The organism is Escherichia sp. E3659 (genome assembly GCF_005781135.1).
GTDB lineage: Bacteria > Pseudomonadota > Gammaproteobacteria > Enterobacterales > Enterobacteriaceae > Escherichia.
Genome location: NZ_VATQ01000021.1, coordinates 51,192 through 66,302, shown reverse-complemented (window position 1 = coordinate 66,302; position 15,111 = coordinate 51,192). Strand labels below are relative to the sequence as shown.

The following is a 15,111-nucleotide window of genomic DNA, read 5'->3' as shown; positions in this document are numbered from 1 at the left end:
AATTTAAACCTCTGTAGAGCGGTTTCCGCTGGGTGAGTTATGCCTGTTGAAAAAATCAACGATGGCGTGGAGCGCGACTGAGCGCATTGCGTCCTTTTCAAAAAGGATCTCGTGGTACGCACCTTTAATTACCAACGGTCGACCTCCTTCTACAGGGTGGCCCGCGGCGGCGCGAAGTTCACAAAAACGGTCGTGCATGCGGTTATCCACCACGCGCTCTTCTTCAGCCTGCAAGAGAAGCGTTGGCGTGGCGTCATCACCTGCTCCGGCTAACACCTGTTCTCCGGCCAGAATACTTTCACGTACCCAATGGTAGGTCGGCCCGCCGACACGAATTGTTGGGTCATCAGCATAGAAGCGTAGATTGCGCCGATATCGCTGCCCGCTGTGGGTAAGCACGTTGATGGCAAACGGCAAGGCGCGCCAGCGCCCGGTGCCTATCGCATAGCCATCGCGAAAACGTGGGTGCGCTTCGGCCCAGTTTAGGATCTGCCGCGCCATAAATGACGGCATGCGAATCACAATGCCGAACATTGGCGCGGTCAGTGCAATGGCATCGCACACGCCAGGATGGCGTTGCAGGAACAGAGTGGAGATTGCGCCGCCCATCGAGTGGGCCAGTATATAGCGTTTACGCCACGGACCTGGCTGGACCTCTTGTTGCCAGAACGCCGCCAGATCATCAACATAATCATCAAAACGATTAACATGGCCGAGATGTGGATCGGCTAACAGACGACCAGAACGCCCTTGCCCGCGATGGTCGATGATTAATACGTCAAACCCCAGGTGAAACAGGTCGTAGGCCAGTTCCGCATATTTTACGTAGCTCTCAATGCGCCCTGGACAGATGACGACCACCCGGTCATGGTGCTGTGCGCGAAAACGGACAAAGCGCACCGGGATGTCATCCACACCAGTAAACTCTGCTTCATCACGCTGACGCCAGAAATCAGTCAGCGGTCCCATGGTAAAAGCAGCAAACGCTTTTTCTCTTGTTTCCCAGTCTTTTTGCTGCTGAAACATCGGGTAATCTGCCTCTTAAACCACGTAAAATCGTTTTTTTAAGCGTGCCTGACACAACGCTGCGACAGTAGCGTATTGTGGCACAAAAATAGACACACCGGGAGTTCATCATGACTTTAGAATGGTGGTTTGCCTACCTGCTGACATCGATCATTTTAAGCTTGTCGCCAGGCTCTGGCGCAATCAATACCATGACCACTTCCCTTAACCACGGTTATCGTGGCGCAGTGGCGTCTATTGCTGGTTTACAAACCGGGCTGGCGATTCATATTGTGCTGGTTGGCGTGGGATTGGGGACGCTATTTTCCCGCTCAGTGATTGCGTTTGAAGTGTTGAAGTGGGCGGGAGCGGCTTACCTGATTTGGCTGGGGATCCAGCAGTGGCGCGCCGCTGGTGCAATTGACCTTAAGTCGCTGACTCCGACCCAATCACGGCGTCATCTGTACCAACGGGCCGTGTTTGTGAATCTCACCAATCCTAAAAGTATTGTGTTTCTGGCAGCGCTATTTCCGCAATTCATCATGCCGCAGCAGCCGCAAGTTATGCAGTATATCGTGCTCGGCGTCACCACCATTGTGGTCGATATTATTGTGATGATCGGTTACGCCACGCTCGCCCAACGAATCGCGTTATGGATAAAAGGGCCGAAACAAATGAAGGCATTGAATAAGATTTTCGGCTCGCTTTTTATGCTGGTGGGAGCGCTGTTAGCATCGGCGAGACATGCTTAAAAAATAATGTCGGATGCGGCGTAAACGCCTTATCCGACTTACTCTGATGACGCGTCTGGCATCAACGCGAAATAATCAAATGAATGCCAAATCCAGCAAATAACGCCCCGGCAAAACCATCAATCCACTTCGCCAGACGTTGATAACCACGGCGCATTTGCGGCAGGGCAAACAGGCTGGCAACGACGGTAAACCATGCCAGCGTTTCGACAATAATCAGCGCGAAAATGCCCCAGCGTTCGGTGGTGCCGACGTTATCGCCGACAAACAGCGAGAACACCGAACCAAAGTAGATAATCGCTTTCGGATTGGCGAGATTGGTCAGTAAACCTTTCAGGAAACTGCGCCCACTTTTCGCCAGTTCTACCTGTGGCGCAGGTGCAGAAACAACCTCTTTTTTCAGTGCGCTACGCAGCATCTGATAACCCATCCAGCAGAGATACAGGCCACCACCTACCATAATCAGCGTATGCAGCCAGGCCATTTTTTCGATAATCAGATGCAGGCCAAGCAGCGCAATCCCAGCCCAAACCATTACGCCGCAGGTAATGCCCAGCACACCCATCATCGCTTCTTTACGGGAACGACTGACAGCGGTCTGAGAGACAAAAAAGAAATCGGGACCGGGGCTCATAAGCGCCACGATGTGCACCATGGCAACGGTGAGGAATAACATCAACATACAATTGACTCGCGGGGAAAACGTTTACGGAATGTTCATCCTGGCACTTTTTTATGCCGCTGACTACTCTTCGTCGTCGCCATCGACATGCGCACGAATCAGCGCCATAAACGGTTTACCAAAGCGTTCCAACTTGCGCATCCCAACGCCGTTAACACTCAACATTTCGCTGGCAGTGATTGGCATTTGTTCCGCCATCTCAATCAAGGTTGCGTCGTTAAACACCACGTACGGCGGGACATTGCTTTCATCGGCAATCGATTTACGCAGTTTGCGTAATTTAGCGAACAGTTTACGGTCATAGTTGCCGCCGAACGATTTCTGCATCGCTTTCGGTTTGAGCGCCACAATACGCGGCACGGCAAGTTGCAAAGAGGATTCGCCGCGCAGCACCGGGCGCGCGGCTTCTGTCAGCTGTAACGCGGAGTGCTGGGCAATATTTTGCGTCACCAGGCCGAGGTGAATCAGCTGGCGGATCACGCTCACCCAGTGCTCATGACTTTTATCACGGCCCATGCCGTAGACTTTCAGTTTGTCATGACCATAGTCGCGGATACGCTGGTTATTGGCGCCGCGAATCACTTCCACCACATAGCCCATACCAAACCGCTGATTCACACGACCAATGGTGGAAAGGGCAATCTGTGCATCGGTTGAACCATCGTACTGTTTCGGCGGATCGAGGCAGATATCGCAGTTACCACATGGTTCCTGACGACCTTCGCCAAAATAGTTCAGCAACACCAGACGACGGCAAGTTTGCGCTTCGGCAAATGCGCCCATCGCATTGAGTTTATGGCGCTCGATATCCTGCAATTGCCCTTGCGGCTTCTCTTCCAGGCAACGGCGCAGCCACGCCATATCAGCCGGATCGTAAAACAGCATCGCTTCCGCGGGCAGGCCATCACGCCCGGCGCGACCGGTTTCCTGATAATAGGATTCGATATTACGCGGGATATCAAAATGCACCACGAAGCGGACGTTCGGCTTGTTGATGCCCATGCCAAACGCCACCGTCGCCACCACAATTTGCAGGTCATCGCGCTGAAATTTTTCCTGCACATCGGCGCGGACATTATTTTCCAGCCCGGCATGATACGCCGCCGCGCTAATTCCTTTACTTTGCAGACGCGCGGCTGTGTCTTCTACTTTCGCCCGGCTGTTGCAGTAGATAATGCCCGACTTACCGCGCTGTTCTTGCACGTAACGCATCAACTGATCGAGCGGTTTGAACTTCTCCATCAGCATGTAGCGAATATTCGGACGGTCAAAACTGCTGATTTGAATTAGCGGATCGTTCAGCCCCAGCAGACGCACAATATCCTGGCGCGTGGTGTCGTCGGCGGTGGCGGTTAGCGCCATAAACGGCAGCGTCGGAAAACGCTGACGCAGCTGACCGAGCGCGGCATATTCCGGGCGGAAATCGTGGCCCCATTGGGAGATACAATGCGCTTCATCGACGGCTAATAAGACAGGATTCCAGTGCGCCAGATGCTCAAGAAAGTTATCCAGCATCAGGCGTTCCGGGGCGATATAGAGCAGACGAATTTGCCCGGTGCGACAGCCTGTCATCACTTCAAGTTGCTGCTCGCGGGTTTGCGTCGAGTTAAGGCACGCCGCCGCCACGCCGTTGGCTTGCAGTTGATCCACCTGATCTTTCATCAACGAAATCAGCGGTGAAACAACCACGGTAAGGCCGTTTAGCAATAAGGCAGGAATTTGATAGCAAAGGGATTTTCCGCCTCCAGTGGGCATGACGACCAGGCAATCGCGACCGGAAAGTACGGTGTCGATAATCTCTTCCTGACCAGGGCGAAACTGTTGGTAGCCAAAGGTTTCTTGTAAAACCTGCTTAGCTCCGAACTCCAGATTCAACACTTCCGCCTGCGCCACATTCACCCCGATTGCCTGAAATAAAAACAGGCGCTATTTTCAGCGCCTGCGCGAGAAACTGCAATGCTTTTAGTCTCTGAGAGGGTAATCCTGGATGCTGGATTCCAGATTTGCCTTTCAATCAACTCACATCAGAACAGGTCGTTTAACATAACTCCCACACCGACGCGGGTCTGGTTAAAGTTATAGTCGATGAGCGATTCGCCATAGCCGCTGTAGACTTGGGTATAAAGACGCACATGTTTGGTGATCGGGTAGCTTAAGCCTAACTCCGCACCACCATAACCGGTGTTCCAGTTGTACTGCCCTTTCGCGCTCAGCACAGCATCACCGAGGTGATAACCAATTTTAAGCTGGTAGTAACCCATATATTTGGTGATGTCCGGGTTATCGTCCGTATTACCCACCACATACCACGGCTTCACTTCCACCAGCCAGTTACCATTTTCTGCCATCAGGCGGGTGTAGATACGGTTCCAGCTACGGGAAGTCGGGTCTGAACGTCCGTTTGAGTCGTGGTTGTAGCCCATTTCCACATCGCGCAACGTCCAGCCAGCAAAGCTGTAATCCGTGGCAAAGCCGAGGAACAATTGCGGTTCGTAATTAGTTTCACGAAACGGTGATGACTCATCGCTATTAGAAAGCTGCCACCAGGATTTCTGGGTGTAGGAGGCGCCCAGTACAGAGTTTGGCCCCAAAATCCCCCGCCACAGCGGAAACGCCAGGCTCAACTGGAACTTTACTTCATCCTTACGCGCGTTTTCTGCCCAGTCGTAACTGGCAATCGCTTCTTTATTGAGATCGCTTGTTTGGGTATAGATGATGTAGTTGGTGTCATAAGGATAAAGGGTGAAAGGATTGTCATGCTCCTGCAACATATTGGCGATAATGCTGCCACGTACTGCTGGCGCGTCATGCACATTTTTCACCGTTGCCTCTTGCGCATTTGCCACTATCGGCAACATACACATCGGCAACAAGCAGCCCAGTAGAGTCCGCATCGCTCGTGTTCTCCGTAACGAATTATTGATTAGATGAATATTTTTTCTGCGGGCTATTTTACATACTTAACTCAATTGCCGTTAGTTATCCCTTCCTAAAGTAGAAACCAACAACAAAGAAGCATAAAATCAACATTTCATTAACCAATGAAGTGTAAGGATGATATGTCTGCCGTACTGACCGCCGAACAAGCCCTGAAATTAGTGGGTGAAATGTTTGTTTATCACATGCCATTTAACCGCGCATTGGGGATGGAGCTGGAGCGTTACGAAAAAGAGTTTGCACAGCTGGCCTTTAAAAATCAGCCGATGATGGTTGGTAACTGGGCGCAAAGCATTTTGCACGGTGGGGTCATTGCGTCGGCGCTGGACGTCGCCGCGGGTCTGGTGTGTGTAGGTAGCACCTTAACCCGCCACGAAACCATCAGTGAGGATGAACTGCGCCAGCGGCTATCGCGGATGGGGACAATTGATCTTCGCGTCGATTATCTACGTCCAGGCAGAGGCGAGCGTTTTACAGCTACCAGTAGCCTGCTGCGTGCGGGTAATAAAGTCGCCGTCGCCCGCGTTGAACTGCATAATGAAGAACAGCTTTATATTGCCAGTGCTACCGCCACCTATATGGTAGGTTGAATACATAAAAGCAGGTAAACTGCTGAGACTTATGACAAACGCAAAATTGCCTGATGCGCTGCGCTTATCAGGCCTACCAGAGAAATGCAATATATTGAATTTGCATGGTTTTGTAGGCTGAATAAGGCGTTAACGCCGCATCCAGCATGAACAAAGCACACTTTGTCAGCAAACTGAGCAGGTCAACTGCTATCAACAACAAAAAATGAGTTTTCCAATGGATGCAAAACAAACGCGGCAGGGCGTATTACTCGCTCTTGCCGCTTATTTTATTTGGGGTATAGCCCCAGCGTACTTCAAGCTGATTTACTACGTGCCCGCCGATGAAATCCTGACGCATCGCGTGATCTGGTCGTTTTTCTTTATGGTGGTGCTGATGAGCATTTGCCGCCAGTGGTCCTATTTAAAAACGCTGATTCAGACACCGCAGAAAATCTTTATGCTGGCTGTCTCTGCCGTGCTGATTGGCGGCAACTGGTTACTGTTTATCTGGGCGGTGAACAATCACCATATGCTGGAAGCGAGCCTTGGTTACTTTATTAACCCGCTGGTGAACATTGTGCTGGGGATGATTTTCCTCGGCGAGCGATTCCGCCGGATGCAATGGCTGGCGGTGATTCTGGCGATATGTGGCGTGTTGGTCCAGCTGTGGACTTTTGGTTCGCTACCTATTATCGCGCTGGGGCTGGCGTTTAGTTTTGCCTTCTACGGCCTGGTACGCAAGAAAATTGCCGTTGAAGCGCAAACCGGCATGTTAATCGAAACCATGTGGTTGCTGCCCGTGGCGGCGATTTACCTGTTTGCTATTGCCGACAGCTCAACCAGCCATATGGGGCAAAATCCTATGTCGCTGAATTTACTGCTGATCGCCGCCGGTATTGTCACTACCGTACCGCTGTTGTGTTTTACCGCCGCAGCCACGCGCCTGCGTCTCTCAACGTTAGGCTTTTTCCAGTACATTGGCCCGACGCTGATGTTCCTGCTGGCTGTGACGTTTTATGGTGAAAAACCGGGTGCCGATAAGATGGTGACTTTCGCCTTTATTTGGGTGGCGCTGGCAATTTTTGTGATGGATGCGATTTATACGCAGCGTAGAACGTCCAAATAAATATATTCTGAAAAAATATGCCTGCTCTTGCATGAGAGTGGGCATATTGCCATGCTGACAGGAGACTCACACAAGGATGTAAAATTTATGTTACGTATGTTTATCCCAACATCGAACGGTAAGATTTCCAGACGCCGATATATATTTTCATTTATTTTAATAAATTTCATTTTTGCCTTTCTTATTATCTTTTTTAACGATGGGGAAGCAGGTTTTCTTGTTATAGTCTCTACCATCGCACTCCATTATCTCGTCATCAACATGAATTGCCAACGACTCCGTGATAGTGGTTTCATATATATAAAAACTTATGTTTTTGGTACATTGGCAGTATATATTATCTCTATCATCACAATGATAGCCGAAGATTTTGCCTGTTCAGGCAATGGTTCGATGATTTTTTTAATTTGCTACTTTTCCACTTTCAGTATGCTAATGCTTGCACCTACTGATTCATCAAAACAATAGTACGGAGTATTTATGAGTAAGGAATATATGAACGATGGTTCATTAAGTGAAAAATGGAAATATCGATTTAATTTTTATGATCAACATGGTTTTCCTGGATTCTGGGGGGCAACACCAGAATATAAAGCAGCATTTAAAGCATTAAAAGTAAGACAACGCTTAACTATTCAAATGAATTTCATTGCTTTCTTCTGTTCCTGGATATATTTATTTGTCCTGGGATTATGGAAAAAAGCAATTATAGTTCTATTACTTGGTATTCTATCTCTATTTGTTGGTGCACTAATTGGCGTTAACATTCTGGGAATTGCCGTAGCAGCCTATGTTGCTGTTAACACGAACAAATGGTTCTATGAGAAAGAAGTAAAAGGGTTAAATACCTGGAGTCTTTGAATAAGAGATGGCTTAGCCAGGCTAAGCCAGGCTAAGCCACCGCCTTCTTTTTACAACCAGTTCTTGCGCTTAAAGTACAGATACTGTGCCAGGCCCGCGAGGATCATAAAGATAATCGCTGCCGGGTAGCCGAAGCTCCACTTCAGTTCTGGCATAAACTCTAAGTTCATGCCATAGCTGGAGGCAATCCGCGTAGGAAAAAGTTTCCTAATCGGTAAATTCAACATTTTGTTATTAACAATGAGCAAGACCAATCATTAACGACGTTCTCTTCAGAGATGTAATAAAAATGTGAAGTGCACTTCTTTTTTAAAAATTTTTTTACCCTAGCATTTGTTCTCGAATTGATATTGAGCTTAAATATAACCAAGGTAAATGCAAATGAATAACACATTACATCCATCAATTAATATTCCTTGTACACTTTTCGAAACTATTACTTTATTCGATGATTCTTCTGCTGACGATATGCAATATGGTGATATGGTAGAACAAGATTTTCTCTCACTCGGCCTAAGCGATATCTCAGAAAAAGTTGATCCTTACCGACTTATTAAATACCATTTTCCTGTACCAGGCTCTATTGATGGTGCTTTTAGTGTCCCAAGTTCCGGGACAAAAATATCAAAAAGTGAATGCATTGATATTTTATTTGCAGAAATGAAAGATCTAGCAAAAATTTTTTCCTTTTTTGGACAATACAAAACGCTTATCGAAGATCTGATTGAACATTTTAGATATGGAAATGGCAGCAATTTTCATAGCCAACAATTAAACTTATCTTTTCATGAAAGAATAAATAAATATGATTATGATAGTCCAATACGTATAATCAGAGAATGTATCGAAAATAGCATTAATTCAACTCCCTCGACAGGATACCAACCTCTTATCCTGCAAAGCATTAAAACCAAATTACTTTCATCAAGACTAAATAAATTTAATGACTTCGAGGACAGTTTTAATGGCTTAGGAATCAGTGTTCATGATATTTCAGCTCAAAAAATATCTCTTTTAAGTTTTCAAAAATACGCTATAGGATGGAGTGCGACAATTCATTTTGTAGCACAGGACCACTTCGGTCTTGATGTAACTGATATCAAAAACAAGACTTACAGCAAATATAGATTTTTTCGCATATGGTTCTTTTTACAACGGCATAAAGACTTTGCTTTCAAACCTTTTTTCCCCAATTTTAACACTATCGAAAGAATCGAAAATTATCAATGAAAAGCAAACTCCAGAAAATTATATTATGTTTATTTCTTCTATGCTGCATCTATAATTTATGGACACTGCGTCCTGTACAGATTTTGTATACATACTCTGATGCTGGCAACTCAGTCTTTCTGGTCGTTGATCATCTGCCATGGACTGACAGCGATAAAATAAATTGGTATCTGAAGCATCAGAATGAAATTAAAAATCAACATCCCCTACCAGAAGGTAGTTGGCATACCTGGTATGTCATTGATATCGGTAATGGCTTCACTGACTATAAAAAATATATCGAAGGGCCGTATGAAGATCTCTACTGTTTCCCAACGATTAAGAGCAATGATAATTGCATCGTGAAAAATTACTTAATGGTTATTAATGAATACCCTTATCGTAACACTCATATTGGTATTAACGATTTTACTGAGTATCAATTAACACAAGAAAATAAAATAGAGCGAGTTTTCAATCCGCATGACTTTAAAAAAGACAATTTTTAGAAATAAGCCGGATAAAAAATAGCTTTATCCGGCACACATATTACAACCAGTTCTTGCGCTTAAAGTACAGATACGGTGCCAGGCCCGCGAGGATCATAAAGATAATCGCTGCCGGGTAGCCGAAGCTCCACTTCAACTCTGGCATAAACTCAAAGTTCATCCCGTAGCTGGAAGCGACCAGCGTTGGCGGCAGGAACACGACGGATACCACCGAGAAGATCTTGATGATGCGGTTCTGCTCGATGTTAATAAAGCCCATCGCCGCCTGCATCAGGAAGTTCACCTTCTGGAACAAGGATTCGTTATGCGGCAGCAGGGATTCGATATCTCGCAGGATTTCACGCGCCTGCTCCAGTTGCCCACCCGGTAAGCGTGCTTTACGCACCAGGAAGTTGAGCGCGCGCTGGGTATCCATCAGACACAGGCGAACTTTCCAGCCGATATCTTCCAGTTCTGCCAATGTGGAGAGTGCCTCGTCGTACTCATCGCCCTGACGCCCTTCCATAATCACCCGGCTCAGTTGCTCCAGATCGCTGTAGATGTTTTCAATTTCATCCGCTAACTGTTCGATTTTGGTTTCGAACAGATCCAGCAGCAGCTCGTAAGCGTTACCGTCTACCATCGACTGGCTGCGGGCGCGCATACGATACAGACGGAATGCAGGCAGCTCTCGTTCACGCAGTGTAAACAGACGACCATCACGGATGGTAAATGCTACAGTAGAGTTACCGGCGTGATCTTCCGCATCTTCAAAGAAGAAGAAGGAGTGAATATGCAGGCCGTCATCGTCTTCAAAGAAACGCGCCGATGCTTCGATGTCTTCCAGTTCCGGGCGGGTTGCCAGGCTCTGGCCAAGTTCAGATTGTACGCGCAGTCGCTCGTCGTCATCCGGTTCGACAAGATCAATCCATACTGCATTTACAAGGGGTTGTGACTCTTCGACTTCCAGCCGGGTCAGTCGGTTATTTTCCAGTTGAAATGCGCTCAGCATGACCGGGACTCCCAATGCTTAAAATATCGGACAGTTCGGTGGGCACACAGAAACAAATTGAGTTTCAGACCATTAAACAGCCTGACTCAGCGCGACGGGAAAATTGAGGTCGCTGACAACCGCTAAGGCTATCAGCAAAAGGGGATAGCCTTAGGAGTTGATCCTGGATGACAGGATAGTGAGCCAGTATCTACTGGGTGTGTCCAAGGCGAATGTCCTCTTAGAGTGATCGTGCGCGCATGTTACGCCAGCAAAATTTTGCCGTCAACACGCAACGGAACACCACAGAACAATAGTTGAACTTCGCGCTTTTTGGTACTCGTCAAGGTCATTAACAGGATAAAAAAATCCCACATCCAGGACCTATAATGGCGCATCGGCTACTCATTGGTAAAGGAATGATCACCTTGAATCTCAAACGGATTTTTCTCGCCCTCACCTTGCTCCCCTTGTTTGCTGTTGCTGCTGATGACTGCGCGCTCTCTGACCCAACGCTGACTGTGCAGGCGTATACCGTTAATCCTCAAACCGAACGGGTGAAAATGTACTGGCAAAAAGCCAATGGCGAAGCGTGGGAAACGTTACATGCACTGCTGGAGGATATTAATAGCCAGGAGCAAGTTCAGATGGTGATGAACGGCGGCATCTATGATGAAAGCTATGCGCCGCTCGGTTTGTACATCGAAAACGGTCAGCAGAAGGTGGCGTTAAATCTCGCTTCAGGTGAAGGGAATTTCTTTATCCGTCCTGGCGGCGTGTTTTATGTCGCGGGAGATAAAGTCGGCATCGTTCGTCTGGATGCCTTCAAAACCAGTAAAGAGATTCAGTTTGCGGTGCAGTCAGGGCCAATGTTGATGGAAAACGGTGTAATTAATCCGCGTATTCATCCCAACGTCGCCTCACGCAAAATTCGTAACGGTGTTGGGATTAATAAACATGGGAACGCCGTGTTTTTGTTGAGCCAGCAGGCGACAAATTTTTATGATTTTGCCTGTTATGCCAAAGCGAAACTGAACGTTGAGCAGCTGCTTTATCTTGATGGCACGATTTCACATATGTATGTGAAAGGCGGGGCAATCCCGTGGCAACGCTATCCTTTTGTTACCATGATTTCCGTCGAGCGGAAAAGTTAAGCATTGTACACTCGAGGAGGCCAGACAAACTGGGGCTGGCTACACAGCTGGAAAATCATCAGATAAATGAAGGGAAACAAAAATGAAAAAAACGCTCGCAACGTTATTTTTATTAACGTGTCTGGGATCATCGTCCGCTTATGCGGATAACGCTTTGATTTTACAAACGGATTTTAGCCTGAAAGATGGGGCCGTCTCGGCGATGAAAGGCGTCGCTTTCGGCGTTGACCATAATCTTAAAATCTTTGATTTAACCCACGAAATTCCACCGTATAACATCTGGGAAGGTGCTTATCGCCTGTATCAGACTGCCAGTTACTGGCCGCAAGGTTCGGTGTTTGTCAGTGTGGTCGATCCGGGCGTAGGCACTGACCGTAAATCGGTAGTGCTGAAAACCAAAAACGGTCAATACTTCGTTTCACCGGATAACGGTACGCTCACTTTGGTGGCGGAATCGCTGGGTATTGAGAGCGTCCGGCAAATCGATGAAAAAACCAACCGCCTGAAAGGTTCCGAAAAGTCATATACCTTCCACGGTCGTGACGTGTATGCCTACACAGGGGCGCGTCTGGCATCCGGCGCGATTTCCTTTGAGCAGGTGGGGCCTGAGCTTCCGGCAAAAGTTGTCGAACTGCCTTATCAGAAAGCGAAAGCGACAAAAGGTGAAGTGAAGGGCAATATCCCGATTCTCGATATTCAGTACGGTAACGTCTGGAGCAATATCAGCGACGAGTTGCTGAATCAGGCAGGAATCAAACTCAACGATACGTTATGTGTGACCATTTCCGAAGGTTCCGAGAAAAAATACGAAGGGAAAATGCCGTATGTCGCCAGCTTCGGCGATGTGCCGGAAGGCCAGCCGATGGTCTATCTGAACAGCTTGTTGAATGTTTCCGTGGCGCTGAATATGGATAATTTTGCGCAGAAACATCAGGTTGCGTCTGGTGCTGACTGGAATATTGATGTGAAGAAGTGCGCTAAGTAAGATGCTGATGCCGGATGCGGCGTAAACGCCTTATCCGGCCAACCGGGTGCAATTCTCGTAGGCCGGATAAGGTGCGCAGCACCGCATCCGGCAACGTGATCGTAAATTACACCGTCTCCAGTCGGGCGTAAGCTGCCACCAGCCATTTGATTCCCTGGCCCTGGAATGCCACCTGCAAACGGCTATGCTCGCCGCTGCCTTCCATATTGACGATAGTGCCTTCACCAAACTTAGCGTGGCGCACGCGCTGGCCGAGTTTGTAGCCGCTGTCGTTCTCGACCATCGGCGTACCCATCCGCTGATGGCTAACCGGGCGGCTTACCGTGGCGCGCAGGCGCACCTCTTCCACACACTCTTCCGGCAGCTCGCCGATAAAGCGCGACGGGCGATGGTAAACCTCTTTGCCATACAGACGGCGAGTTTCCGCGTAGGTCAGCGTCAGTTTCTGCATCGCGCGGGTTACGCCAACGTAGGCCAGACGGCGTTCTTCTTCCAGACGCCCACCTTCATCCAGCGACATCTGGCTTGGGAACATGCCCTCTTCCATACCAACGATAAACACCTGCGGAAACTCCAGACCTTTCGCCGAGTGTAGCGTCATCAACTGCACCGCGTCCTGCCAGGTATCCGCCTGCCCTTCACCTGCTTCCAGTGCCGCATGGGAGAGGAACGCCTGCAGCGGCATTAAATCTTCGTCTTCTTCGTTGTAGCTGAACTGGCGCGTTGCCGTCACCAGCTCCTCTAAGTTTTCGATACGCGTCTGGCCTTTTTCGCCCTTCTCCTGCTCGTACATGGTGCGCAGGCCGGAGTCTTTAATTACCCGGTCAGTCTGTACATGTAGAGGCATATCGGCAGTTTCTTGCGCTAAGGCGTCGATTAATTCCATAAATCGCTGCAAGGCGCTGGCAGCTCGCCCGGCGAGCGCTTTTTCCTGCAACAGTTCACGACATGCCTGCCAGAGAGTTAACTGGCGATCGCGCGATGTTTGACGCACCACGTCCAGCGTCCGGTCACCAATACCCCGCGTTGGCGTATTGACCACGCGCTCAAAGGCCGCGTCGTCGTTGCGGTTGGCAATCAGGCGCAGATACGAGAGCGCATCTTTGATTTCCTGGCGTTCGAAGAAGCGCATCCCGCCGTAAATACGGTACGGCATACTGGCCTGCAATAACGCTTCTTCCAGTACACGCGACTGGGCGTTGCTACGGTAGAGAATGGCGCACTCAGCGAGCGCCCCGCCGTTGTCCTGCCAGGTTTTGATGCGGTTAACGACGAAACGCGCTTCGTCGAGTTCGTTAAAAGCGCAATAGAGGGAAATCGGCTCACCGTCCGCGCCATCGGTCCACAATTTTTTACCCAAACGCCCGTTGTTGTTTTCAATCAGGGCGTTCGCGGCGCTCAGAATATTGCTGGTAGAGCGGTAGTTCTGCTCCAGACGGATAGTTTCAGCACCGGGGAAATCATTGAGGAAACGCTGAATATTCTCTACCTGTGCCCCGCGCCAGCCGTAGATTGACTGGTCGTCATCACCGACGATCATCACTTTGCCGGTATCGCCCGCCAGCAGGCGGATCCACGCGTACTGAATGTTGTTGGTATCCTGGAATTCGTCCACCAGGATGTTGGTAAAACGTTCGCGGTAGTGTTGCAGGATATGCGGCTTGTTAAGCCACAGTTCGTGGGCGCGCAGCAGCAACTCGGCGAAGTCCACCAGGCCCGCGCGGTCACACGCTTCCTGATACGCCTGATACACCTTCTGCCAGGTCTGCTCCACCGGGTTACCGTAGCTTTGAATATGATGCGGACGCAGGCCTTCATCTTTTTGGCTGTTGATGTACCACATTGCCTGGCGCGGCGGCCACTGCTTCTCGTCGAGGTTCATCGCCTTGATCAAACGCTTAAGCAGGCGCAGCTGGTCTTCGCTATCGAGGATCTGGAAATCCTGCGGCAGGTTGGCGTCCATATGGTGCGCACGCAGCAGGCGGTGCGCCAGCCCGTGGAAGGTGCCGACCCACATGCCGCCCTGGCTGGTGCCCATCAGTTGCCCGATACGATGGCGCATCTCCGCCGCCGCTTTGTTGGTAAACGTCACCGCCATAATCGAGTACGGCGAGCAGTTTTCCACGCTCATCAGCCAGGCGATACGATGCACCAGTACGCGCGTCTTACCACTGCCCGCGCCCGCCAGCACCAGAAGGTTGCTGCGTGGCGCGGCCACCGCTTCGCGCTGTTTGTCATTAAGGCTGTCGAGCAGGTAAGAAACGTCCATTGGCACCGCCGCGTAAAAATAGGTTGGGCGGAGAAGCGCAACGCCCTCCGCCAAAAAGCTGGGTATATATACAGATTTGC

The 15,111-nt window shown here is 49.2% G+C and carries 16 protein-coding genes and 1 pseudogene; 9 read left to right on the top strand and 8 right to left on the bottom strand.

The features are described 5' to 3' along the window. Nucleotides 1–3: 3 nt before the first annotated feature. Nucleotides 4–1,026: a lysophospholipase L2 gene (gene pldB / locus FEK47_RS15745; protein WP_135486959.1), complete on the bottom strand. Its 1,023-nt coding sequence runs from the start codon at nucleotides 1,024–1,026 to the stop codon at nucleotides 4–6. 110 nt (nucleotides 1,027–1,136) lie between these two features. Between pldB and rhtB the strand changes: the two genes are divergently transcribed. Further along, nucleotides 1,137–1,757, top strand: a complete 621-nt coding sequence (gene rhtB, locus FEK47_RS15740) for a homoserine/homoserine lactone efflux protein (protein WP_130219502.1) — start codon at nucleotides 1,137–1,139, stop codon at nucleotides 1,755–1,757. A 61-nt stretch (nucleotides 1,758–1,818) separates the two neighbouring features. Here rhtB and rhtC read toward each other — a convergent pair whose 3' ends face one another. From rhtC to pldA, 3 genes are all read right to left on the bottom strand, one after another. After that, nucleotides 1,819–2,439 carry a threonine export protein RhtC gene (gene rhtC / locus FEK47_RS15735; RefSeq protein ID WP_000928845.1) on the bottom strand — a complete coding sequence of 207 codons (621 nt, stop codon included), beginning with the start codon at nucleotides 2,437–2,439 and terminating at the stop codon, nucleotides 1,819–1,821. Between the two features lie 63 nt (nucleotides 2,440–2,502). After that, on the bottom strand, nucleotides 2,503–4,332 hold the full coding sequence (gene recQ / locus FEK47_RS15730) for an ATP-dependent DNA helicase RecQ (RefSeq protein ID WP_135486966.1): 1,830 nt from the start codon (nucleotides 4,330–4,332) through the stop codon (nucleotides 2,503–2,505). 131 nt (nucleotides 4,333–4,463) lie between these two features. Further along, nucleotides 4,464–5,333 carry a phospholipase A gene (gene pldA / locus FEK47_RS15725; RefSeq protein WP_135486960.1) on the bottom strand — a complete coding sequence of 290 codons (870 nt, stop codon included), beginning with the start codon at nucleotides 5,331–5,333 and terminating at the stop codon, nucleotides 4,464–4,466. A gap of 165 nt (nucleotides 5,334–5,498) precedes the next feature. Between pldA and yigI the strand changes: the two genes are divergently transcribed. The 4 genes from yigI (at nucleotide 5,499) to FEK47_RS15705 (ending at nucleotide 7,935) form a co-directional block, all read left to right on the top strand. Beyond that, nucleotides 5,499–5,966, top strand: coding sequence for an acyl-CoA thioesterase YigI (yigI, locus tag FEK47_RS15720; RefSeq protein WP_001277142.1), 468 nt, complete (start codon nucleotides 5,499–5,501; stop codon nucleotides 5,964–5,966). A 217-nt stretch (nucleotides 5,967–6,183) separates the two neighbouring features. Continuing rightward, a complete protein-coding gene (rarD, locus tag FEK47_RS15715) occupies nucleotides 6,184–7,074 on the top strand; it encodes an EamA family transporter RarD (protein WP_000339104.1) in 891 nt (296 codons plus the stop codon). Between the two features lie 87 nt (nucleotides 7,075–7,161). Next, nucleotides 7,162–7,542, top strand: a complete 381-nt coding sequence (yigG, locus tag FEK47_RS15710; RefSeq protein ID WP_021557372.1) for a protein YigG — start codon at nucleotides 7,162–7,164, stop codon at nucleotides 7,540–7,542. A 12-nt stretch (nucleotides 7,543–7,554) separates the two neighbouring features. Next, a complete protein-coding gene (locus FEK47_RS15705) occupies nucleotides 7,555–7,935 on the top strand; it encodes a DUF2628 domain-containing protein (protein WP_000032581.1) in 381 nt (126 codons plus the stop codon). 50 nt (nucleotides 7,936–7,985) lie between these two features. Here the strand turns inward: FEK47_RS15705 and FEK47_RS15700 are convergent. Continuing rightward, nucleotides 7,986–8,138: pseudogene (locus tag FEK47_RS15700) on the bottom strand (CorA family divalent cation transporter); the annotation flags it as partial. A 178-nt stretch (nucleotides 8,139–8,316) separates the two neighbouring features. Here FEK47_RS15700 and FEK47_RS15695 point away from each other — a divergent pair. Further along, nucleotides 8,317–9,165, top strand: a complete 849-nt coding sequence (locus FEK47_RS15695; protein ID WP_138183266.1) for a YPO3983 family protein — start codon at nucleotides 8,317–8,319, stop codon at nucleotides 9,163–9,165. After that, on the top strand, nucleotides 9,162–9,653 hold the full coding sequence (locus FEK47_RS15690; RefSeq protein WP_000837562.1) for a DUF943 family protein: 492 nt from the start codon (nucleotides 9,162–9,164) through the stop codon (nucleotides 9,651–9,653). Before FEK47_RS15695 ends, FEK47_RS15690 begins: the two co-directional genes overlap by 4 nt. Before the next feature lie 40 nt (nucleotides 9,654–9,693). Here FEK47_RS15690 and corA read toward each other — a convergent pair whose 3' ends face one another. Next, nucleotides 9,694–10,644, bottom strand: coding sequence for a magnesium/cobalt transporter CorA (corA, locus tag FEK47_RS15685; protein ID WP_130209436.1), 951 nt, complete (start codon nucleotides 10,642–10,644; stop codon nucleotides 9,694–9,696). Nucleotides 10,645–10,794: 150 nt separating this feature from the next. After that, complete coding sequence (ysgD, locus tag FEK47_RS25480; RefSeq protein WP_211180520.1) at nucleotides 10,795–10,851, bottom strand: protein YsgD; 57 nt, start codon at nucleotides 10,849–10,851, stop codon at nucleotides 10,795–10,797. Between the two features lie 161 nt (nucleotides 10,852–11,012). Here ysgD and FEK47_RS15680 point away from each other — a divergent pair, with 161 nt between their 5' ends. Further along, complete coding sequence (locus FEK47_RS15680; protein WP_135486962.1) at nucleotides 11,013–11,777, top strand: phosphodiester glycosidase family protein; 765 nt, start codon at nucleotides 11,013–11,015, stop codon at nucleotides 11,775–11,777. Nucleotides 11,778–11,859: 82 nt separating this feature from the next. Continuing rightward, complete coding sequence (locus tag FEK47_RS15675; protein ID WP_130223379.1) at nucleotides 11,860–12,762, top strand: S-adenosyl-l-methionine hydroxide adenosyltransferase family protein; 903 nt, start codon at nucleotides 11,860–11,862, stop codon at nucleotides 12,760–12,762. A gap of 106 nt (nucleotides 12,763–12,868) precedes the next feature. Here FEK47_RS15675 and uvrD read toward each other — a convergent pair whose 3' ends face one another. Then, nucleotides 12,869–15,031 carry a DNA helicase II gene (gene uvrD, locus FEK47_RS15670; RefSeq protein ID WP_000383407.1) on the bottom strand — a complete coding sequence of 721 codons (2,163 nt, stop codon included), beginning with the start codon at nucleotides 15,029–15,031 and terminating at the stop codon, nucleotides 12,869–12,871. Nucleotides 15,032–15,111 lie beyond the last annotated feature (80 nt).